The following is a 17044-nucleotide window of genomic DNA, read 5'->3' on the forward strand; positions in this document are numbered from 1 at the left end:
AGAGTTATCGGCGTTCCCAAAAACGGCCATTACCCGTACCCTTTTTTAACGCCCCCTACGTCATGCCAAACTTTTTCGGTAAAAAAATGATCGAAATAAGCAATCTGACAAAACACACGGGTAACACAACTATACTCAGCGACCTTTCATTCAGCGCCAATCAACAAGAATGCCTGGGATTGTTCGGAAAGGATCATAGGGCCAAAACAACTCTGCTCGACCTAATGGCAGGTTCAACGCAGCCGTCCAGCGGTTATATAAACATCCAGGGTTTGGATATCCAAACCCGTGCACTTAAAGCAAAGCAACTCGTTGGCTATCAACTGTCCATGGACCTTGGCCATCCCACGATGTCCGTCAAAGTGTTCCTTGGATTCATCGCCGCCGTTCGCGGCTTCCACGGCGCCGAAAAACGCGCGCGGCTGGAGCAGGCTGTCGCGCGACTGGATCTGTTTCCGGTGCTCGATGCCCCCCTCGATGCCCTCTCCATCGGCTGGAAACGCAAAGTCGCCATCGCCCAGGCCGTCCTGCATAACCCTGCCTTGTTGCTGCTGGATGAGCCAACCGAAGGGCTCGCACCTGAACAGAAGCATTCCTTCAGGGCACTTATCCAGTCATTGACGCAAGAAATGACAGTGATCATCGCCTCTCGTCACTGCGATGAACTGTCCGAGTTGTGCAAACGCGCACTCGTCATCGCGGGCGGTCGCCTGGTCGCCGACACCCCACTGCCCGATCTACAACGCGACTCACGTCATTTCCAGGCAGTGACCCTGGCCGCGGACACTCCACTGGATCTGCTGGCCTTGGCCGTACTGCCCGGCGTGGCTGGCATCGAAGAGCATCGACATGCACCCGGTACAGTGACGGTACTCGCCATGCCGGGGCACACCATCTATCCCCATATCAACACGCTGATTGCCAGTCGCCGCTGGAAAATCAACTCATTGAGCCTGGAACCAGGTCGCCTGAATGATGTGGTCCACCACCTGAGCCAGGAGGCGCCCCTTTGAAACTACTGCCCATCATTTTAAAGCGCCAGCTCGCCAGCTATGCCTGCACACCCAGTACTTACCTGCACATCGCCGCCTTTCTCATCCTGTCAGTGACATTGGCAAGATACGTGAGCCCGTGGCCGGAACAGAACAGCAGTGACTTGCAGGTATTCTTCCAATTTCACCCCTGGTTGTACTTATTGCTGATTCCCGCCTTGGCCACGCGACTCTGGGCGGATGAGTGCAGTGCAGGGTTTCTCGGGCTGATGAAAACCATGCCCATCACTACCTATGAATGGGTGATTGGAAAATTCCTCGCTGCCTGGCTGGTGGTAGGCACAGCCCTATTGCTGATGCTTCCTCTCGTCATCATTGCCAATTACTTGGGCAAGATCGATAACAGTGTTATTGCTTCGCAATTTTTCGCAAGTTGGTTGCTGGCGGGCAGTTATCTGTCGGTCGGTTGTTTTATCTGTACGCTTGTACGCCAGCGCACAGTTATCTTCGTACTGACCCTGGGCCTGCTTCTGACAGCCAGTGGTCTTTCTTCCATCTTGGACTCACTTGAACATCAAGCGCCTATCGGATTGATCGACAGCTTGGCCGCCCTCAGCCCTTCTTTGCGATTCAGCAGCATCGATGATGGGAAACTCACACTTCGTGGCACGCTTTACTTCCTCAGTATGATCCTCGCCTTTCTCACCGCGACGATAGTCAAACTCAACTATACACACAGCTGAGAAGGGAAATCCTCAATGCGGTCCTCGCTGCGCACCAGCATGACACTCGCCGTCACCTTCCTGCTTTTCCTGGCGTTCAACCTGGTTTGGATAGGCAAACTTCCCGATATACGGTGGGATCTTTCTGAACACAAAATTCATACCTTCGCGCCTGCGGTAAAACAGCTGCTCACTACGCTGGAAGACCCAGTGGACTTGTATTACTTCAACTCCAGCAACGACCCGAAAAGAAGCTACGCGGTGCAACGCTACAGCAAGCGTATTGAAGACCTGCTCAAGGAGTACGAGAAAACGGCCAACGGCATGATTAACCTGCACCTTATTGAGCCGGCCCCTTTTTCGGAGGATGCCTACAAGGCCCGACTGTCCGGGCTAGACGACAATGCTGGGTTTCTCGGCCTTATCGGCACCCGTGTTGGTCACGGTGTACGACGTATTGGCTCCTTCAGCCTCGACCAGGAGCCCTTGCTTGAGTATGAAATCGGCCATCTGCTGTATAAATTGCAGCACCCCGAGCGCCCGGTCATCGCGCTATTGTCGGGATTGGCGATGGACAAATCCGCAAGCCGGCTGTTGCAGGAACTGCAGCAGGAATTCGACCTGGTCAATCTGGAACCTGCTGCCGCATCCATCCCCCAGCAGATCAAAACACTGATGGTCGTGCACCCTCAGGCGTTGCCTGAGCGAACTGTGTATGTCATTGAACAATTTGTATTGAAGGGCGGCAGGTTGATGATGTTTATCGACCCTTTGACTGAACAACGCCCAAACCTCCCTTCAGGCAACACTCGGCTGAGCGAGTTGCTGGCCGCCTGGGGTATCCAGATGCCGGCGAACCAGCTGGTGGTGGACGACGTCTACACGCCAAGGGAGACACAGGGTGCGCCCAATCAGGTCCGATTGAACCTGCCTCGCCAGGCAATGAACACCCATGACATCAGCACATGGAACCTCAGCAGGGTGACGGTATCGAGCAGTGGCGCCCTCTCCCCCTTGAGCAAGAGCCGCACGACCTTCACCCCGCTCCTGCAAAGTTCCGAACAGTCTGTCCTGTTGGACGTTAATGGCCTCACAAGCGCGACTGCGATCGACGCATTGATTGAAGAGGCAGCGAAGCAGGAACGACAGCATGTGATTGCTGCGCGCATCGAGGGGCCGAGTTATTCGGTGTTTCCCGATGGCATCAAGGGGCAGCCGCCCGGTTTGCAGAAAGCGGCACAGATTCATGTTGTAGTGGTTGCCGATACGGACATGCTCATGGATAAGGTCAACGATTCGGCGCCCGACGGCAACGCGCTGTTTGTCTTGAATACCCTCGACAATCTGTCCGTCCCCGACACACTCGCCGCCATTCGCCCGCGCGCGCCTCAGGAAACGTCGCCAAACAGGTTGGAGCGCATGCGCAACGTCGCGAAACAGGCCTATCGTCTGAAAGCCGGCGAGCTGGAGCGGCGCCTGCAACGCACTGAGCAGGAATGGCAGCGGCTTAGTCCGTGGACAACCGCCCTTGGCACCCAGGCAGTGGACACCACCACTCAGCTGCAGGCACTCAACAAGGAACGTCTGCGCTTGCCCATGGAACTGCATACCCTGGAGCACGAAGCCTATGCCCAGGTGCGTCGATTGGAGTGGGTTATAAAACTGACGGTGACCTTTGCGATACCCGTGACCTTATGCCTGATCGCCTGGCTGGTCTTTCTGGGCCAACGCCGTCGCCGGCTGAAAGCCGGCAACCTCATTCACTGAACGCTCAACGACGGGCGATCAGCCCTTGCCGGGCAATGCGAGTCAACTGACGGATGACCTCATCGGCGTCGCCAGCACTGGGCGCCTGGATAACCGCAAGGTCAAAACTGTTGCTGGCAAACCGCGCAAGAGAATCGCCATCTTCGACAAACTGGATCAGGAACGCGGATGGTCGGCCCGTACGACGCGGCCAGCCGTCCAGGTAGCGCAACAGCGTCGGCTGGTGTTTGCCGCCCAAGAGAATTTTAGGATTGCGTTGAGTGAGGTCCGCGGTGATCGGGGCCAGGCGTATCAGGGGGCGTAGTGCATTCATCGTGTCGTGTCTCTGCCTCAAAAGTCTGCGGGCAGGTGAGAGGCAACACCGAACCAGCGCTTTAGCGGAATTTCGAAGCATGGAACATGCTTCTGTCGGGACCGATAACGATCACCCATGGCGCCCCGCAATTAGCTGTTTAAATCGGCGCATGAGCGGCATCCTAGAGAAGCCGGAGGGGCGGTGTCAAGAATCCCGATCAGCAAAAAGCCCGCACAGGGCGGGCCTCTTGAAGGTTCTACGGGGATCAGTTGGCGATGGCGCGATCCGCAGACAGCTTGCCGGCACCTTCCAGCAGTACCGCCAGCGAGCCACCGAGCAAGGCCAGGGCGAACTCATAACCGTTGTTGGCCATGAACAGGCCGTTATGGATGTGCACCGAGAAGATCGCCACCAGCGACAGAATGGTCAGGCCCAATGCCGCAGGACGAGCCAGCAGGCCGATGATCAAAGCCAAACCAGCAAAGAATTCGGTGCCACCCGACAGCAATGCCATCAGGGTACCTGGCGCCAGGCCAATGCTTTCCATCCACTGGGCAGTACCCGCCAGGCCGTAGCCGCCAAACCAGCCAAAAAGTTTTTGCGAACCGTGGGCGGCAAAGATTATGCCGACAACGATACGCAGAATGGTCAGGCCGTAACCGGCGCGGGTGGACAGGATGCTTTTGATCAGTGGGCTCATCGTGATAATCCTTTTCTAAGTAGGGGTTGATTGGCCGCTATATTAATCAGTTTAGGTAATGATAAAAGCCGAAAAAATGCCTGATTAACATCGATAAAATCGATTACTTCCGTGAGGCGATTTTCGGCGTTGGCGGCTCCAGAGACTCCCGCTCCCGATCGAACGCCAAATAGTACTTGTTGACGCTATTAACATAGCTGACGCCGCCCATCCCTACCTGCTCCATGGCAATACGCTCAACCTGGAAGAACCACTGATTGGGGTTCAGCCCCCGGCGCTTGGCTTCGGTGCGCATACCCTGCACCCGCTCCGGCCCCATGTTGTAGGCCGCCAGCACAAACGCCATGCGCTCGCGCTCGTTGAGCTTGGGGCTGGCGAAGAACTTGCGGCGGATCATCGCCAAGTAGCGCGCGCCCGCCTGCACGTTACTGTCGAGGCTCTCGATATTGTTGACTCCCACTCGCTGCGCTGCCGAGGGCGTGATCTGCATCAGGCCGGTGGGACCGCCACTGTTGCGGGCGCCAGGATCAAGCGCCGACTCTTTGAAAGCGAGTGCCGCCAGGTTCAGCCAATCCATGCCCTGCTCACGGGCGTGCTTTTGCAACACCGGGCGCAGTTTTTCCAGGCGCTGACGGTCGACGCGGGCCAGTGGATTGCGTACTTGATAGAGGCGACGGTAGATACGTTGGAAAGCCACATCCTGGTCGGAAGGCGTCCGGTAGGTCTTGAGGAATCGATCAATACTGGCCCGCAGCATTGAGGCATCCTGGCGCACGAACCAGTACTCGTCGCCCGGCTCGCTGATCGCCACCTGCTTATCGAAGCGCAACTTGGGCAGGATTTTCGACCAGCGTTCAGCAATCGGCTTTTCAACAATCGTCAGGTGAAAAATGCCGGCCTGGACCATTTCCAGTACGTCTTCCACCGCCAGTGTCGGGTCCACCCACTCCACTTTCACCGGCGGTTGCTTGTGCAGGGCCAGTTTCTGGTTGACCTGGCTGATGGCGTCCGCCGCCGCGCTGCCGGTGGTCAATGCCAGGGTGCGACCGGACAGTTGTTCCAATTTGGTAAACCGCCGCTCGCCCTTCACACCCACCAGCCAGAGCGGTACATCGCTGACAATCGGGTCGCTGGCGCTGATCTTGTGCGCAGCCTTCACATCGAGCAATTCACCCGGCGCCACTAGGTCGCCTTCGCCACGGGCCAGCGCGCCGAGCAACTGGTCCTTGGCCTTGGGAATGATCTTGAGGTTGATTTCCTGGCCATCGCGGGCATGACCATTGAGGTATTGCTCGAAAGCGCGCAGGCGATGGTATTCGACACCAATAGCCTGGCCCTGGACCTCGCCGGAACTGTTACGGCTCTGGTTGACCAATACGCGCAGGGTGCGGCTGGAGCGAATCTCCGCCAGGTCGCGAACCTTGCTGGGCTTGGTGACTTCCAGCGGCCCGTCCAGACGCGCGACCGCCGCCATGGGCAGCAGCAACGTCAGGCACAACATAAGCAACGCCGAGGGTCGGATCATCCGCTCTCCGGAAAAGAATACTGGCCAACGCCCTCGCGAAAAACGAGGCGGTGGGAGTCAGAAACAGAGCGCTTTATGCGCTGGCAAGGCGCGCAACGGTGGCAGGGTGAAAGGCGGCTGGCCGACCACAATGTCACTTGCGACGTTCAAAGACAGCTATAACTCGTTGTAGTTCTTCGTTTTTCTTATAAATCTACAGCTCTGATATGCTTTCCGGCCGCAGGCGGAGATAGCACCATGCAACTCATTGATATCGGCGTCAACCTGACCAACCCTAGTTTCGACGAGAAGCACCAAGCGGTACTCGACCGCGCCTATGCTGCCGGCGTACAGCAATTAGTGCTCACCGGCACCAGCATCGAGGGCAGCGAACAGGCCCTGGCGTTGTGCGAAAAACTCGATGACAGCGGCCAACGCCTGTTCAGCACCGCCGGTATCCACCCCCACTCCGCCAGCGACTGGAACGGCGACAGCGCCCAGCGTCTGCGCGCTTTGCTCAGCGAAGGCCGCGTGCGTGCGGTGGGTGAATGCGGGCTGGACTTCAACCGGGACTTTTCCCCGCGCCCGCAGCAGGAAAAAGTCCTGGAAGAACACTTGGCCCTGGCCGTCGAGCTGAAATTGCCGGTGTTTCTCCACGAACGTGACGCCAACCAGCGCCTGCTGGAAATTCTCAAGGACTACCGCGACCACCTCACCGCCGCCGTGATGCATTGCTTCACCGGTGAACAGGCGGCGTTGTTCAGCTACCTCGACCTCGACTTGTACATCGGCATCACCGGCTGGATTTGCGACGAACGCCGTGGGACACACCTGCATCCACTGGTCAGGGAAATTCCCCGTGACCGTCTGATGCTGGAGAGCGACGCCCCCTATCTGCTGCCGCGCACCCTGCGCCCCAAGCCGAAAAATGGCCGGAATGAGCCGGCATATCTGCCGGAAGTCCTGCGCGAAGTCGCCCTGCACCGCAACGAAAGCATGGAAGACCTCGCCCGTAACAGCACGGCATGCGCCCGCCGCTTCTTTGGGCTGCCTGAAGTGGTTTGATGCGGCGCATTGACCCACGTCAAAACCGTCTCCCTGAATAGCGGCACAATAATGGCACCTTGCCAATGCTGTTTCCGCTATCAGAGAAAACCTTCCATGGGTGCCTGGCTTAGCAATATCTCGCTGAAATATAAATTCTGGGCCGTCAACGCGGTCGCGTTCATTACGACCCTACTGCTGGTGCTGTATGCCGTGCAGCTTGAACAACAGGCGCGCAGCACAGCCTCCCACGCCTCGGCGCAGGCACAAGCGCGGCTGCTTGGCGCCTGGCCGGCTGGGGAAGCACTGCCCAAGGGCGAGCACTGGCTGACGTTCAAACGCGGCCAAGTCCCACAACTGGCGGACCAGGATCTGTCAGCCCTTGGCAGCGCCACGGGCTGGATCGAGCTCAATCACATGCCTGTGTTCGGCGAGAACCCGCTGATGGGCGCCGAAGTCGTCGCCCGCCCTGATGGTCAATATGCTGCCGTCCTTGCCTACGCGCCCAGCCTGAGCCAGGTGTTCGAAGAGCGCTTCGCCAACTATGCGGTGGCGGTCATGATCCTGATGCTGGCGATGCTCGGTGCCTCGCAATTGCTGATCCGCTTCCTGCTCAGCCAACTCAACACTCTCAAGGACGTGATGCTGCACGTAGAGAAAACCGGCGACCTGTCGGCCCGCGTGCCTTTGGCGTGCAAGGACGAAGTCGGCCAGATGGCCAGCGCGTTCAACGCAATGCAGGCCGGCTACCAGAGAGTGGTCAGCACCGTAGCGCGTACCGCCCAACAGCTGGACGACGGCGCCGCGCGCCTCGCCAGCAGCATGAACGAGGTGCAACACGGCATGCTCGGCCAGCAAAGCGAAACCGACCAGGCCGCCACCGCCATCAACGAAATGACTGCAACGGTTTATCACATTGCCCAGCACGCAGGCGCCACAAGGGATCTGTCCCAGACCGCCGACACCCTTGCCGGTAGCGGCCAGGAAGTGGTCACCCGCGTGCAACGTTCGATTGCCGGCCTGTCCACCGGTGTGCAACAAACCGCCGAAATGATTCAGAAGCTCGCCGAGGACAGCCAGAAAATCAACGGCGTGGTCAGCGTGATCCACAGCATCGCCGAGCAAACCAACCTGCTCGCCCTCAACGCCGCCATCGAGGCCGCCCGCGCCGGGGAAATGGGCCGTGGCTTTGCCGTGGTCGCCGACGAAGTGCGCAACCTGGCCAAGCGCGTGCAAAGTTCCACCGACGAAATCACCCGCATGGTCTCGGCCCTGCAAGCCGGCACCCGCGACGCGGTGGACTTCATGCAGGAAAGCTCGTTCAAGGCCGACGACTGCGTGCAGCAGGCCCAGGAAGCGGGCGCAGCCCTCGCCGAAATCACCGGTGCAGTGGCGCAGATGCGCGAAAGCAACACCCAGATCGCTGTCGCCGCCGAACAGCAAAGCCACGTGGCCGAAGAAATGAACCGCGCGGTCGTCAGCATTCGCGACGTAACCGAAAACACCGTGCAACAGACCGTTGACTCGGCGACCACCAGCAATGAACTGGCCACACTGGCCGGGGAGTTGAGCAAAGCGATTGGGCAGTTGAAGCTGTAGGACTGTTCACCCTGTAATCCACCGCCTACAACATAGCCTCGGTTTGCCCGAAGTTTTGGCGAAACTTCCTAGCCCTCCCTGCGAATAACGCCGACTTCTTTTCTCAGCCAACCTCTCCAAAGTCTCTCGCCTGACCAATCAGCGCGAGGGACCGCCGATGCACCTTTCTATCAGTGCCCCACCCAATGGGGTCGTTTCATGATTCCGGTTATCGCGCAGTTCGTCCTGTCACCCATGAATGCCGAAAAGCCGGACGTGGAAAGCGTCTTTCGTGACTTCAGCGCGTGCTTGAGCTCATTTGACGAATGGGCCGAGAGCTTCTGGAGCGGCTCGGCGCTGGACGTGGAGCAGGTGTTCAAGGTCGGCCAGGAAGTTTCCCTCGTCGCTCCCGCGTCTTCCAAAAAACCCAATCGCACCGTGGCCGTTTGCAAAGCCCAGGGCTCGTTGACCCTGGTGCATATGTTTGAAAGTACGCGGTTTGTGCCCATCGGTAATACGCCGGTGATGCTGCAAACCATCGGGTCGGACGGCACGCCATTCGGTGACCCTATCCGTCGAACCATCGACGCCAGCGGCATTCTTGAAGTCAACGATTGCATCCGCGACCAGCGTTACCAGATCACTTTTTACCCCAACGTTTCCAAGGCACACGTCAAAGCGCTGTATGCGTCTTATCAGTCAGTGATCGCCGGGCTGGAAGAGCGTTTGCGTGATGAATGGACGAAGACCTTCAAACCGCGATGGAAGGACTTCGCCAACGCCACGCCGTTCGAGCGCAGTGCGATGCAAGGCGTGGCGTTGGCGGGTGGGATTGGCAAGGCGCTCTATAACCTCTGGGATAACGTCACACAGCTGTACGACCTGTTGGCGGACCTCGAGGCCAATAGCGAGAAGTTGCTGAAGTACATCACCCAGGTCGAGCTGGACGAGCTACTGAAACTGGGCAAGGACGCCATCGCCCATGGCCTGCTGGTGCTCAGCGATGAGCCGCTGCTGTTCATCTATCTGTCGGCAATGGTCGCCTGGACACGCATGCTACCGCCGCCGGATATGTATGAACTGGTGGGCGAGATTACCGGCGAGATTCTGATCAATCTGTTTTTGATCTGGGCGACGCGGGGCATGGGCGTGCAGGTTCGGCTGGGTATGCAGGTGTTGGGGCATATCAAGTCGGGTCGGGTGCGCAAGTGGCTGGCGATGTTGGCCGATCAGTTGGTTGGGCCTCGGTTGGACGCGCATGTCGAAACGGCCAAGCCGCTGTTGCTGGGTAGCCCGGCGACACCGATTCGGACGGTTCCGGATGTGCCGTTGAAGGCTGGGGATCAGGTGGTTTCCAACGCGGTGCCGGTGGTGCGGGACAAGTCCCAGCGGACGGTGTTGGTGCGCCAGGAACATGTGGATGATGCGCCTGCTGTTGGGAAGAATCCGGCTGGGGATGCGGCGGCGTCGTCGGACAAGACGGCCACTAACGGCTGCCCGGTGTCGATGGTCACCGGCGAGGAGTTGCTGACGCTCACCGATGGCGCGCTGGACGGGATCTTGCCGTTTGAGTGGACCCGGTTGTATCGCACCAGCGCGGTGGAAGTGGATTGTGGGTTGGGGTTTGGCTGGAGTCACTCGCTGGCGCATCGGTTGAGTGTTTCCGGGGATTCGGTGGTGTGGACGGATCATGAGAATCGGTCGACTACCCTGCCCCTGCCTTCTAACTCTCGACCGGCGATTACCAACAGCCTGGCCGAAGCGGCGATCTACTTGGGGTCATTGCCCGATGAGTTAGTCCTGTCTCAAGGGGCGCGCTTCTACCATTTTCGCGACGGTGTGCTGACGGCGATCAGCGATGCGTATGACAACCGGTTGCGCATTTCCCGGAATTATCTGGGGCAGATTGAGCGGCTGGATAACGGCGTCGGGCGCTCGTTGTTTTTGCGCTATGCGTTGGGTCGCATTGTGGCGGTGGACTACCAGATTGAGCGGGCCGTCGATGACGGTCCGTTTGTCTGGGTGACGGAGCAGAACGTTGTTTCCTACGCCTATGACGTGGCGGGTCGGTTGGTTTCTGCGACCAATGCGGTAGGCGAAAGCGAGGTTTATCGGTACGACGAGCAGCACGTCATTCTTGAGCGTGGTTTGGCGGGTGGGGCTAGTTTCTTTTGGGAGTGGGAAAGGTCTGGTAAGGCGGCGCGATGTGTCCGGCATTGGGCCAGTTTCTCGCAGATGGACACGCGCTATGCCTGGGACGATAACGGCCAGGTCACGGTGTTTAACGCCGATGGCAGCCAGGAAGTCTATGTGCATGACCAGCGGGCGCGGCTGGTGCAGCGGGTGGATCCTGACGGCGCTGAGCACTTCAAATCCTACGATGAGAAAGGCCGGCTGACGGTTGAGCAGGACCCTCTCGGGGCGATCACGGCCTACCAGTACGACGAAGCTGGGCGTTTGGTGGCGTTGTTTCCGGGGGATGATGAGCCAACGACCTACGAGCATGACAATGGGTTCGTACGGGTTGTGCGGCGTGGTGAAGCGATTTGGAAGTATGAGCGTAATGACCAGGGCGACGTTACGCGTAAGACCGGTCCTGACGGCCATTCGACTGACTACAGCTACAACAAACGCGGGCAACTGACGCAGGTTTGGCTGCCGGATCATAGCTGTCATCGGCTGGTTTGGAATGAGCGTGGGCAATTGCTTGAGGAGCAGTTGCCGAATGGGGGCGTTAAGCGCTATCGCTATGACAACCTTGGACGGCAAGTTGCGCGTGAGGATGAACATAGCTCGCTGACCCAGTATCAATGGGATGCAGCAGGCCGCTTACTGAAACTGACTCAGCCCGACGGTGCCACACGGGAATACAGCTACAACGCGTACGGAAAAATCACCTCCGAACGCGATGAACTCGGCCACGTCACTCGCTACGAATACGCCGATGGCCTGCACCTGATCAGCCGTCGCATCAACGCTGATGGCACTCAGGTCAAATACCGTTACGACAATGTGCGGTTATTGCTGACCGAGATCGAAAACGAGGTTGGCGAAACCTACCGACTCCAGTATCACGCCAATGGCCTGATCCAGCAGGAGACCGGCTTTGACGGCCAGCGCACGGCTTACCTCTACGACCTCAACGGCAACCTGCAGGAAAAGACCGAACACGGCGATGACGGCAGTCAGCTAGTTACCCGCTACGAGCGCGACTATGCCGGTCGGCTCGTAAGAAAAACCCTGCCCGACGACAACCATGTCGATTACACCTACGACCGTCAAGGCAATCTCCTAAGTGTCGAGGATGGCCATTCGGCCCTCGCCTACGAGTACGACACGCAAAACCGCCTCACCGCCGAACACCAAGGCTGGGGCACGCTCCGCTACGGCTACGACACGTGCGGTCAGCTGCAAAAACTACGTCTACCGGACAACAACCGTCTCACCTTCAAACACGACAAAGGTGGTCACCTTTCCACGGTTGAACTGAACGGCGCGGTACTGACCTCACATCAATTCAACGCCGACCGCGAACAGCAGCGCGCGCAAGGAAAACTGCTTAGCAGCTACCAACACGATGACCAAGGACGCCTGTTCAACCAAAACATTGGCGATGCCGAAGGCCCGATGTACCGCCGTCATTACGACTACGACAAAACCGGCAACCTCACCCGTGTGCTCGACACCCGCAAAGGCGAACACCACTACCACCACGACCCGCTAAACCGCCTCACCCGCGCCGACCACTCCCAACACGTGCAGGAACGCTTCGGCCACGACCCGGCTGGTAACGTTCTCATGCAAGACCGCCCGGGCCCGGACATCGTGGCCGGCAATCGCCTGATGATCCAAGGCGACCATCATTACGACTATGACGCCTTCGGCAACCTTATCCGCGAACGACGCGGCAAAGGCCATCAACTCGTCACCGAATACCGCTACGACTGTCAGCACCGCCTGATCGGGATTAAAAAACCCAACGGCCAGACCGCCAGCTATTGCTATGACCCGTTTGGCCGCCGTATCAGCAAAACTGTTGATGGCATTACCACCGAGTTCTTCTGGCAAGGCGACAAACTCATCGCCGAACACCACGCAGACCGTCACCGCAGCTATCTCTACGAACCCGACACCTTCCGGCCGTTGGCGCTGCTGGAAGGCTTCGGTCCAAAGGAAACCAGTCACTACCACTACCAACTTGACCACCTGGGCACCCCACAGGAACTCACCGCTCAGGATGGCGAAATCGTCTGGTCCGCCCATTACCGCGCCTATGGCGAAATCACCCGTCTAGACATCAACAAAATCGACAACCCACTGCGTTTCCAAGGTCAATACTTCGACCCGGAAAGCGGACTGCACTACAACCGCCATCGCTACTACAATCCGGATATTGGTCGCTACCTGACGCCGGACCCGGTGAAGCTGGCGGGTGGGATCAACGCGTACCAATACGTGCCGAATCCTACGGGATGGATTGACCCACTAGGGTTGAATGCCAACTGCCCACCTAAAGGTACGAAAAGCCCAGAATGTGGCACACCTAAAGAGCCGTCTGCGCCGGAAGTATCAAGGAATGGAGCGTTCAAACAAGCCAAGGCCGATGCGGGAATACCGCGTGCACAACACCCAGATGCCGTACTCGATCCCAGATTAGGGACAATGAGGCAATATTCACATGTATCAATGAAAGATCAGCAGAAAAACGAAATTCTGGATGCACAAGGAAGGCCTGTGATGACTCGAGAGTACGAATTCACCCGGGCGGACGGTTCAAAGGTTCTAATTCAAGATCATGGAGCTGGTCACAAGTTTTCAGCACCTGACGGAAAGGGTGATCAAACCGCGCATTTCAATCTTCGACCGAAAAACAGGCCGAGAAATGGAAAATTAGATGGCGCTAGAGACCATTATTATTTCAAGGATAAAAAATGAAATATTGGAACGAGCTAGAAAACACGATTTTCTTCAACAAGGTATTCACTTACCCGGTAGAAATAGGCGAAATAACGCTTTTCTCCGTGACCATTGACAATGACCGACCCAATATCGGTTTAGGTTTCGACATATCTGAAATTCCTGACACCCCCCCGGAAAAGTGGATTAAAAAGGGGTTTAACACATGCAGAATAGGCCTGGATTGCGGCGGATTGAGCGATGTCAAAATCAAAAACATTCCGACTAGAGAAACGCTAAAAGTCGTGATAACTAAACACGAAACCTATTATGAGTTGCAAGCTACTTCCAAGTCTTCGGCAATCGAGTTGAAAGCCAAATATATTTCTCTCTGCGGTCCAGCCGTATACATCAACGCCCCAGACTCAGCTTGTGGCTAGGTATGCAAAGCTGTTAAACGGTCACAGAAAGACGATTTCTGCATAGCAAAATCGAAAAAAACTTCTGGAGAATGATAAATGGCAACCCCTCTGACAAAACAATCAGACCTTACAACAAATAACTATAAGCGGGTGCGCGTTTTAGCACTCAATGATCAGATACAAGAAGACATTACGCTGCTCATAGAGGGGACGATCATAAATTGCTTTATTAGTTACTGCCCCTATCAAATAGAAGTTGGGAAATTCTATGATGTGGAGCTGACCATAAACATTCCTGAAGATTATGTGCTTGAGCGTGCTGAGCCGAGCAGCGTGTTGGCCGAAAAGATAGATCCTGGCTATTCCTACATCCTTTACGGCGAACTCTGTGACGAGAGACTTCTCACCTTCACATCGCTGAACGACGAAGGCATACATTATGACCATCCAGAATTGAATGGGAGTTTTGTCAAATTAACGGTCGAGAGAATCGACGCCAGCTTTCACTGAAAAACTTAAAATCGAGCAGTCGTTTACATGGCAGGAGCTTGCAGTCTATGACCCCAATAGCCAGCCCCAATTCGCCCCTCCCCCCAACCCCACCTAAACTCTCTCCATGCTATTTCAACGGACAGAGGATTCACCATCATGGGCAAACGTCACCCCAATCTCCCCGCCTGGCAATGGCGTAACTACCCGCAGAACCACCAACACCCGACCAACCTGGCGTTGCACCTGATTGCCGTGCCGCTGTTCATCATCGGGTTTCTGTTGATCGTGTCCGGGGTTTTCAGCCTGAGCCTGGCCAGTTTTGCCGTGGGTGTGGTCGGGATCCTGGCCGGCTTGGCGTTGCAGCGTCATGGCCATAGCCTGGAAGCCCAGGCTAGTGAGCCGTTCAGTGACCGTAAAGATGCGGTGCAGCGCCTGGTGGTCGAGCAGTTCGTGACTTTTCCGCGCTTTGTACTAAGCGGCGGCTGGTGGCGCGCCTGGCGGCAGCGCCACCGACATTGAGGTCAGGCGAAGACCACCACGGTCTGGCGGCTGATGGCGATCAACTCGCCGGCCGGGCTCCAAAGGGCGGCAGCGGCATGGCCGTAGCCATCGCGGGCGTGTTCGATGTTGACGTAATACTGGCACCAGTCGAGGGTCGTCAGATCCTGCAAGGGCTGGATGAATTCGATGGTCCAGGTCAGGGTGCTGCCGGGTGCTGGTTTTTTCAGGTGCGGCAGCAAGGCTGGGGGCCAGGCGTCAACCAGGGCGAGGATATGCGCCTCAGTCAGTGGCTCTTCTTTGACATCGCCGCGTAAGCGAACCCAACCGCCCATGTCTCGGGATTTATTGCCGGTAAAGGGTAAGCCGCCGACACTCCAGCGCATCGCCAAATGACGCATGAACTCGGGGGTAACGCCCTTTATATAGGGCAGTTCCTGGCATTCATCCCAATGTTTGAACACCGGCGGCGCTTCGCTTTCAACCGCGATTTCCGACTCGCGGGACGCACCGAAACTGGCCTGTACCAGTGTCGCCACTTCACCGTTCTGCACCACACGGCCAAGCAATTGGCTGACGGCCTTGCCTTCGCGCAACACTTCGACTTGATAACAGGCAGGAACGTCTGGCGCTACAGGGCCGACGAAGGTGATAGCCAGCGACCGTAGCGGACGATCGGCAGGCACCTGGGCGCGCAGGGCCTCGTATTGTAACGCAGCCACCAGGCCACCAAAGGTCGCGCGGCCCTGGGCCCATTCGGCGGGGATGGTGACATCCAGCGGGTTGCTGCGGGCGGCGTCGAGCAAATCACTAAAGCGCATGGCGGTCTCACATCAAAAGAAACAGGTGAGGAATCTTAACCATCGGGCCAGCCAGGTACAGCGCCTATTCCGGCCAAAAGCCGGACCGGTTTAGAAACAATCGGCGCTGAGTTTGTCCAGCACGCGGTCCGCCTGCCCTTCTGCCTTGGCCATGGTGCGATGCCACACCGCAACACAAGGTTGCAGGTCCGCCTGATGCTCGGCCTGGACCAACCATTGCCAGCAATCGTGCCAATCTCCTAAAGCACCCTGGGCTTTTTTCAGGCGCGACATCGCGTTGGCCGGCAACTTATCCAATTCGGGATAGGCTTCGGCGGCATAACGCACCCGCTTGATCAACAACCGCAGGCGGTGTCGGTCATGATCAGGGTCTTTCAAGGCCTCACCGAGTTTCTGCCATTGTTTAGCCAGACGTTTTTCAATGCGTGGGCGCAGGCCTTTGAGCAATCCCTGATGTTCAGATGCACGGATGAAACGCGGAAAGGCATCTAGGATCAGCAGCAAATGCGCAAGCTCCGGGCTTTGCGCTACCTGACGATAGGCCTCAGATTGCAGACGCAGGCGCCGGTTGGCGGCCTCGTGATGACCATGCTGGTGCAAATACGCCGCCAGGACCTCACGGTCACGTAGCGGCGTCGTCAATTGGCCGACAGTGCTGGCGGCCAACTCAAGCTGTTCCACCCCTGGCAACCCCCGCAAGGGGCGCAACAAGCTGCGCAGACGGCGCACGGTGGTGCGCAGGTCATGCAAGGCTTCATCGTCGGTGACGGCGGCGAGGCGAGCCTGGCAGCTCAGTAACCCTACTTCCAGGCCAATGACCTGAGCGACTAACTGATCGACCAAAGCTGACATCCTGCCCTCACTGCCTGATAAAAAATCCTACTCGCTGCTGCAGGTCAAAGCCCGGCGCGAGACTCACGAATATAGAACCGCGCTTTCTCGGCTTTGTTGGAGCAGCCTTCAAACGCTTCAAACTGTTGCTGGGTCTTGGCGCCCGTCAGCAGCGACAAGGCTTTAGAGTAGCTCACCGTGCCAGCAAAGCCTTCAGCCTTGGCAAGATCCAGCTCCTTCCAGGCAGCGTCCAATTGGCTGCCGCAGCTGTCGCGGTATGCGGTCTTCCCGGCACAACCGGCCAGGGCCAGCATGATCACAGGTACACACATCCAGGCTTTCATCGATGACACCTCAAAAAGAAAAAAACAGTCGTACGTTGTAGACGTTGCCTACATGGAAAAGTGCCTGTCCTTAGCCTGAAATCGATTGTACCTACAGACCAGAGCATACCCGAGCACCGTGGCTATTCTGGAAAAATT

15 protein-coding genes are annotated in these 17044 nt (G+C 57.4%); 9 read left to right on the forward strand and 6 right to left on the reverse strand.

Annotation, left to right across the window (positions count from 1 at the left end; genetic code table 11):
• Window positions 1-86: 86 nt before the first annotated feature.
• The 3 genes from ACP7C6_RS13530 to ACP7C6_RS13540 are packed head-to-tail and all read left to right on the forward strand — an operon-like array spanning window position 87 to window position 3481.
• Entirely contained in the window at window positions 87-1013 is a 927-nt protein-coding gene (locus ACP7C6_RS13530) for an ABC transporter ATP-binding protein (RefSeq protein ID WP_028615632.1), read from the forward strand.
• Window positions 1010-1735, forward strand: a complete 726-nt coding sequence (locus ACP7C6_RS13535; RefSeq protein WP_068934673.1) for an ABC transporter permease — start codon at window positions 1010-1012, stop codon at window positions 1733-1735. Before ACP7C6_RS13530 ends, ACP7C6_RS13535 begins: the two co-directional genes overlap by 4 nt.
• A gap of 15 nt (window positions 1736-1750) precedes the next feature.
• The gene (locus ACP7C6_RS13540; protein ID WP_426108885.1) at window positions 1751-3481 is read left to right on the forward strand and encodes a Gldg family protein; all 1731 of its coding nucleotides are present in this window, start codon (window positions 1751-1753) and stop codon (window positions 3479-3481) included.
• Window positions 3482-3485: 4 nt separating this feature from the next.
• Here ACP7C6_RS13540 and ACP7C6_RS13545 read toward each other — a convergent pair whose 3' ends face one another.
• From ACP7C6_RS13545 to ACP7C6_RS13555, 3 genes are all read right to left on the reverse strand, one after another.
• Window positions 3486-3794, reverse strand: coding sequence for a hypothetical protein (locus tag ACP7C6_RS13545; RefSeq protein WP_016975361.1), 309 nt, complete (start codon window positions 3792-3794; stop codon window positions 3486-3488).
• 247 nt (window positions 3795-4041) lie between these two features.
• Window positions 4042-4476 carry a DoxX family protein gene (locus tag ACP7C6_RS13550; RefSeq protein WP_028615629.1) on the reverse strand — a complete coding sequence of 145 codons (435 nt, stop codon included), beginning with the start codon at window positions 4474-4476 and terminating at the stop codon, window positions 4042-4044.
• A gap of 103 nt (window positions 4477-4579) precedes the next feature.
• Window positions 4580-6001 (reverse strand): transglycosylase SLT domain-containing protein, encoded by a 1422-nt coding sequence (locus ACP7C6_RS13555; protein WP_028615628.1) that lies wholly within the window; start codon window positions 5999-6001, stop codon window positions 4580-4582.
• Window positions 6002-6238: 237 nt separating this feature from the next.
• On the opposite strand from ACP7C6_RS13555, the gene ACP7C6_RS13560 reads away from it, so the two are divergent.
• From ACP7C6_RS13560 to ACP7C6_RS13585, 6 genes are all read left to right on the forward strand, one after another.
• Entirely contained in the window at window positions 6239-7045 is an 807-nt protein-coding gene (locus tag ACP7C6_RS13560) for a TatD family hydrolase (protein ID WP_426108886.1), read from the forward strand.
• Between the two features lie 96 nt (window positions 7046-7141).
• Window positions 7142-8623 (forward strand): methyl-accepting chemotaxis protein, encoded by a 1482-nt coding sequence (locus tag ACP7C6_RS13565; RefSeq protein ID WP_308908559.1) that lies wholly within the window; start codon window positions 7142-7144, stop codon window positions 8621-8623.
• A gap of 198 nt (window positions 8624-8821) precedes the next feature.
• Window positions 8822-13537: an RHS repeat-associated core domain-containing protein gene (locus ACP7C6_RS13570; RefSeq protein WP_426108887.1), complete on the forward strand. Its 4716-nt coding sequence runs from the start codon at window positions 8822-8824 to the stop codon at window positions 13535-13537.
• Window positions 13534-13938: an Imm50 family immunity protein gene (locus ACP7C6_RS13575; protein WP_311895261.1), complete on the forward strand. Its 405-nt coding sequence runs from the start codon at window positions 13534-13536 to the stop codon at window positions 13936-13938. Before ACP7C6_RS13570 ends, ACP7C6_RS13575 begins: the two co-directional genes overlap by 4 nt.
• A gap of 78 nt (window positions 13939-14016) precedes the next feature.
• Window positions 14017-14430, forward strand: coding sequence for a hypothetical protein (locus ACP7C6_RS13580; RefSeq protein ID WP_154670149.1), 414 nt, complete (start codon window positions 14017-14019; stop codon window positions 14428-14430).
• Window positions 14431-14568: 138 nt separating this feature from the next.
• Window positions 14569-14931 carry an Mpo1-like protein gene (locus ACP7C6_RS13585; protein ID WP_010566540.1) on the forward strand — a complete coding sequence of 121 codons (363 nt, stop codon included), beginning with the start codon at window positions 14569-14571 and terminating at the stop codon, window positions 14929-14931.
• A gap of 2 nt (window positions 14932-14933) precedes the next feature.
• Here the strand turns inward: ACP7C6_RS13585 and ACP7C6_RS13590 are convergent, their stop codons facing one another.
• From ACP7C6_RS13590 to ACP7C6_RS13600, 3 genes are all read right to left on the reverse strand, one after another.
• Window positions 14934-15731, reverse strand: a complete 798-nt coding sequence (locus ACP7C6_RS13590; protein WP_028619504.1) for an acyl-CoA thioesterase — start codon at window positions 15729-15731, stop codon at window positions 14934-14936.
• A gap of 90 nt (window positions 15732-15821) precedes the next feature.
• Window positions 15822-16583 (reverse strand): CHAD domain-containing protein, encoded by a 762-nt coding sequence (locus ACP7C6_RS13595; RefSeq protein ID WP_426108888.1) that lies wholly within the window; start codon window positions 16581-16583, stop codon window positions 15822-15824.
• Window positions 16584-16627: 44 nt separating this feature from the next.
• Window positions 16628-16906, reverse strand: coding sequence for a hypothetical protein (locus ACP7C6_RS13600; protein ID WP_426108889.1), 279 nt, complete (start codon window positions 16904-16906; stop codon window positions 16628-16630).
• Window positions 16907-17044: the final 138 nt, after the last annotated feature.

Origin of the sequence: Pseudomonas sp. TWR1-1-4 (genome assembly GCF_049897165.1) — a bacterium.
Classification (GTDB): domain Bacteria; phylum Pseudomonadota; class Gammaproteobacteria; order Pseudomonadales; family Pseudomonadaceae; genus Aquipseudomonas; species Aquipseudomonas canadensis.

Coding starts and splice junctions, on each gene's coding strand:
- ACP7C6_RS13560 (WP_426108886.1), top strand. CDS start 6,239: ATGCAACTCATTGATATCGGCGTCAACCTGACCAACCCTAGTTTCGAC.
- ACP7C6_RS13540 (WP_426108885.1), top strand. CDS start 1,751: ATGCGGTCCTCGCTGCGCACCAGCATGACACTCGCCGTCACCTTCCTG.
- ACP7C6_RS13575 (WP_311895261.1), top strand. CDS start 13,534: ATGAAATATTGGAACGAGCTAGAAAACACGATTTTCTTCAACAAGGTA.
- ACP7C6_RS13570 (WP_426108887.1), top strand. CDS start 8,822: ATGATTCCGGTTATCGCGCAGTTCGTCCTGTCACCCATGAATGCCGAA.
- ACP7C6_RS13530 (WP_028615632.1), top strand. CDS start 87: ATGATCGAAATAAGCAATCTGACAAAACACACGGGTAACACAACTATA.
- ACP7C6_RS13595 (WP_426108888.1), bottom strand. CDS start 16,583: ATGTCAGCTTTGGTCGATCAGTTAGTCGCTCAGGTCATTGGCCTGGAA.
- ACP7C6_RS13580 (WP_154670149.1), top strand. CDS start 14,017: ATGGCAACCCCTCTGACAAAACAATCAGACCTTACAACAAATAACTAT.
- ACP7C6_RS13555 (WP_028615628.1), bottom strand. CDS start 6,001: ATGATCCGACCCTCGGCGTTGCTTATGTTGTGCCTGACGTTGCTGCTG.
- ACP7C6_RS13590 (WP_028619504.1), bottom strand. CDS start 15,731: ATGCGCTTTAGTGATTTGCTCGACGCCGCCCGCAGCAACCCGCTGGAT.
- ACP7C6_RS13545 (WP_016975361.1), bottom strand. CDS start 3,794: ATGAATGCACTACGCCCCCTGATACGCCTGGCCCCGATCACCGCGGAC.
- ACP7C6_RS13550 (WP_028615629.1), bottom strand. CDS start 4,476: ATGAGCCCACTGATCAAAAGCATCCTGTCCACCCGCGCCGGTTACGGC.
- ACP7C6_RS13600 (WP_426108889.1), bottom strand. CDS start 16,906: ATGAAAGCCTGGATGTGTGTACCTGTGATCATGCTGGCCCTGGCCGGT.
- ACP7C6_RS13565 (WP_308908559.1), top strand. CDS start 7,142: ATGGGTGCCTGGCTTAGCAATATCTCGCTGAAATATAAATTCTGGGCC.
- ACP7C6_RS13585 (WP_010566540.1), top strand. CDS start 14,569: ATGGGCAAACGTCACCCCAATCTCCCCGCCTGGCAATGGCGTAACTAC.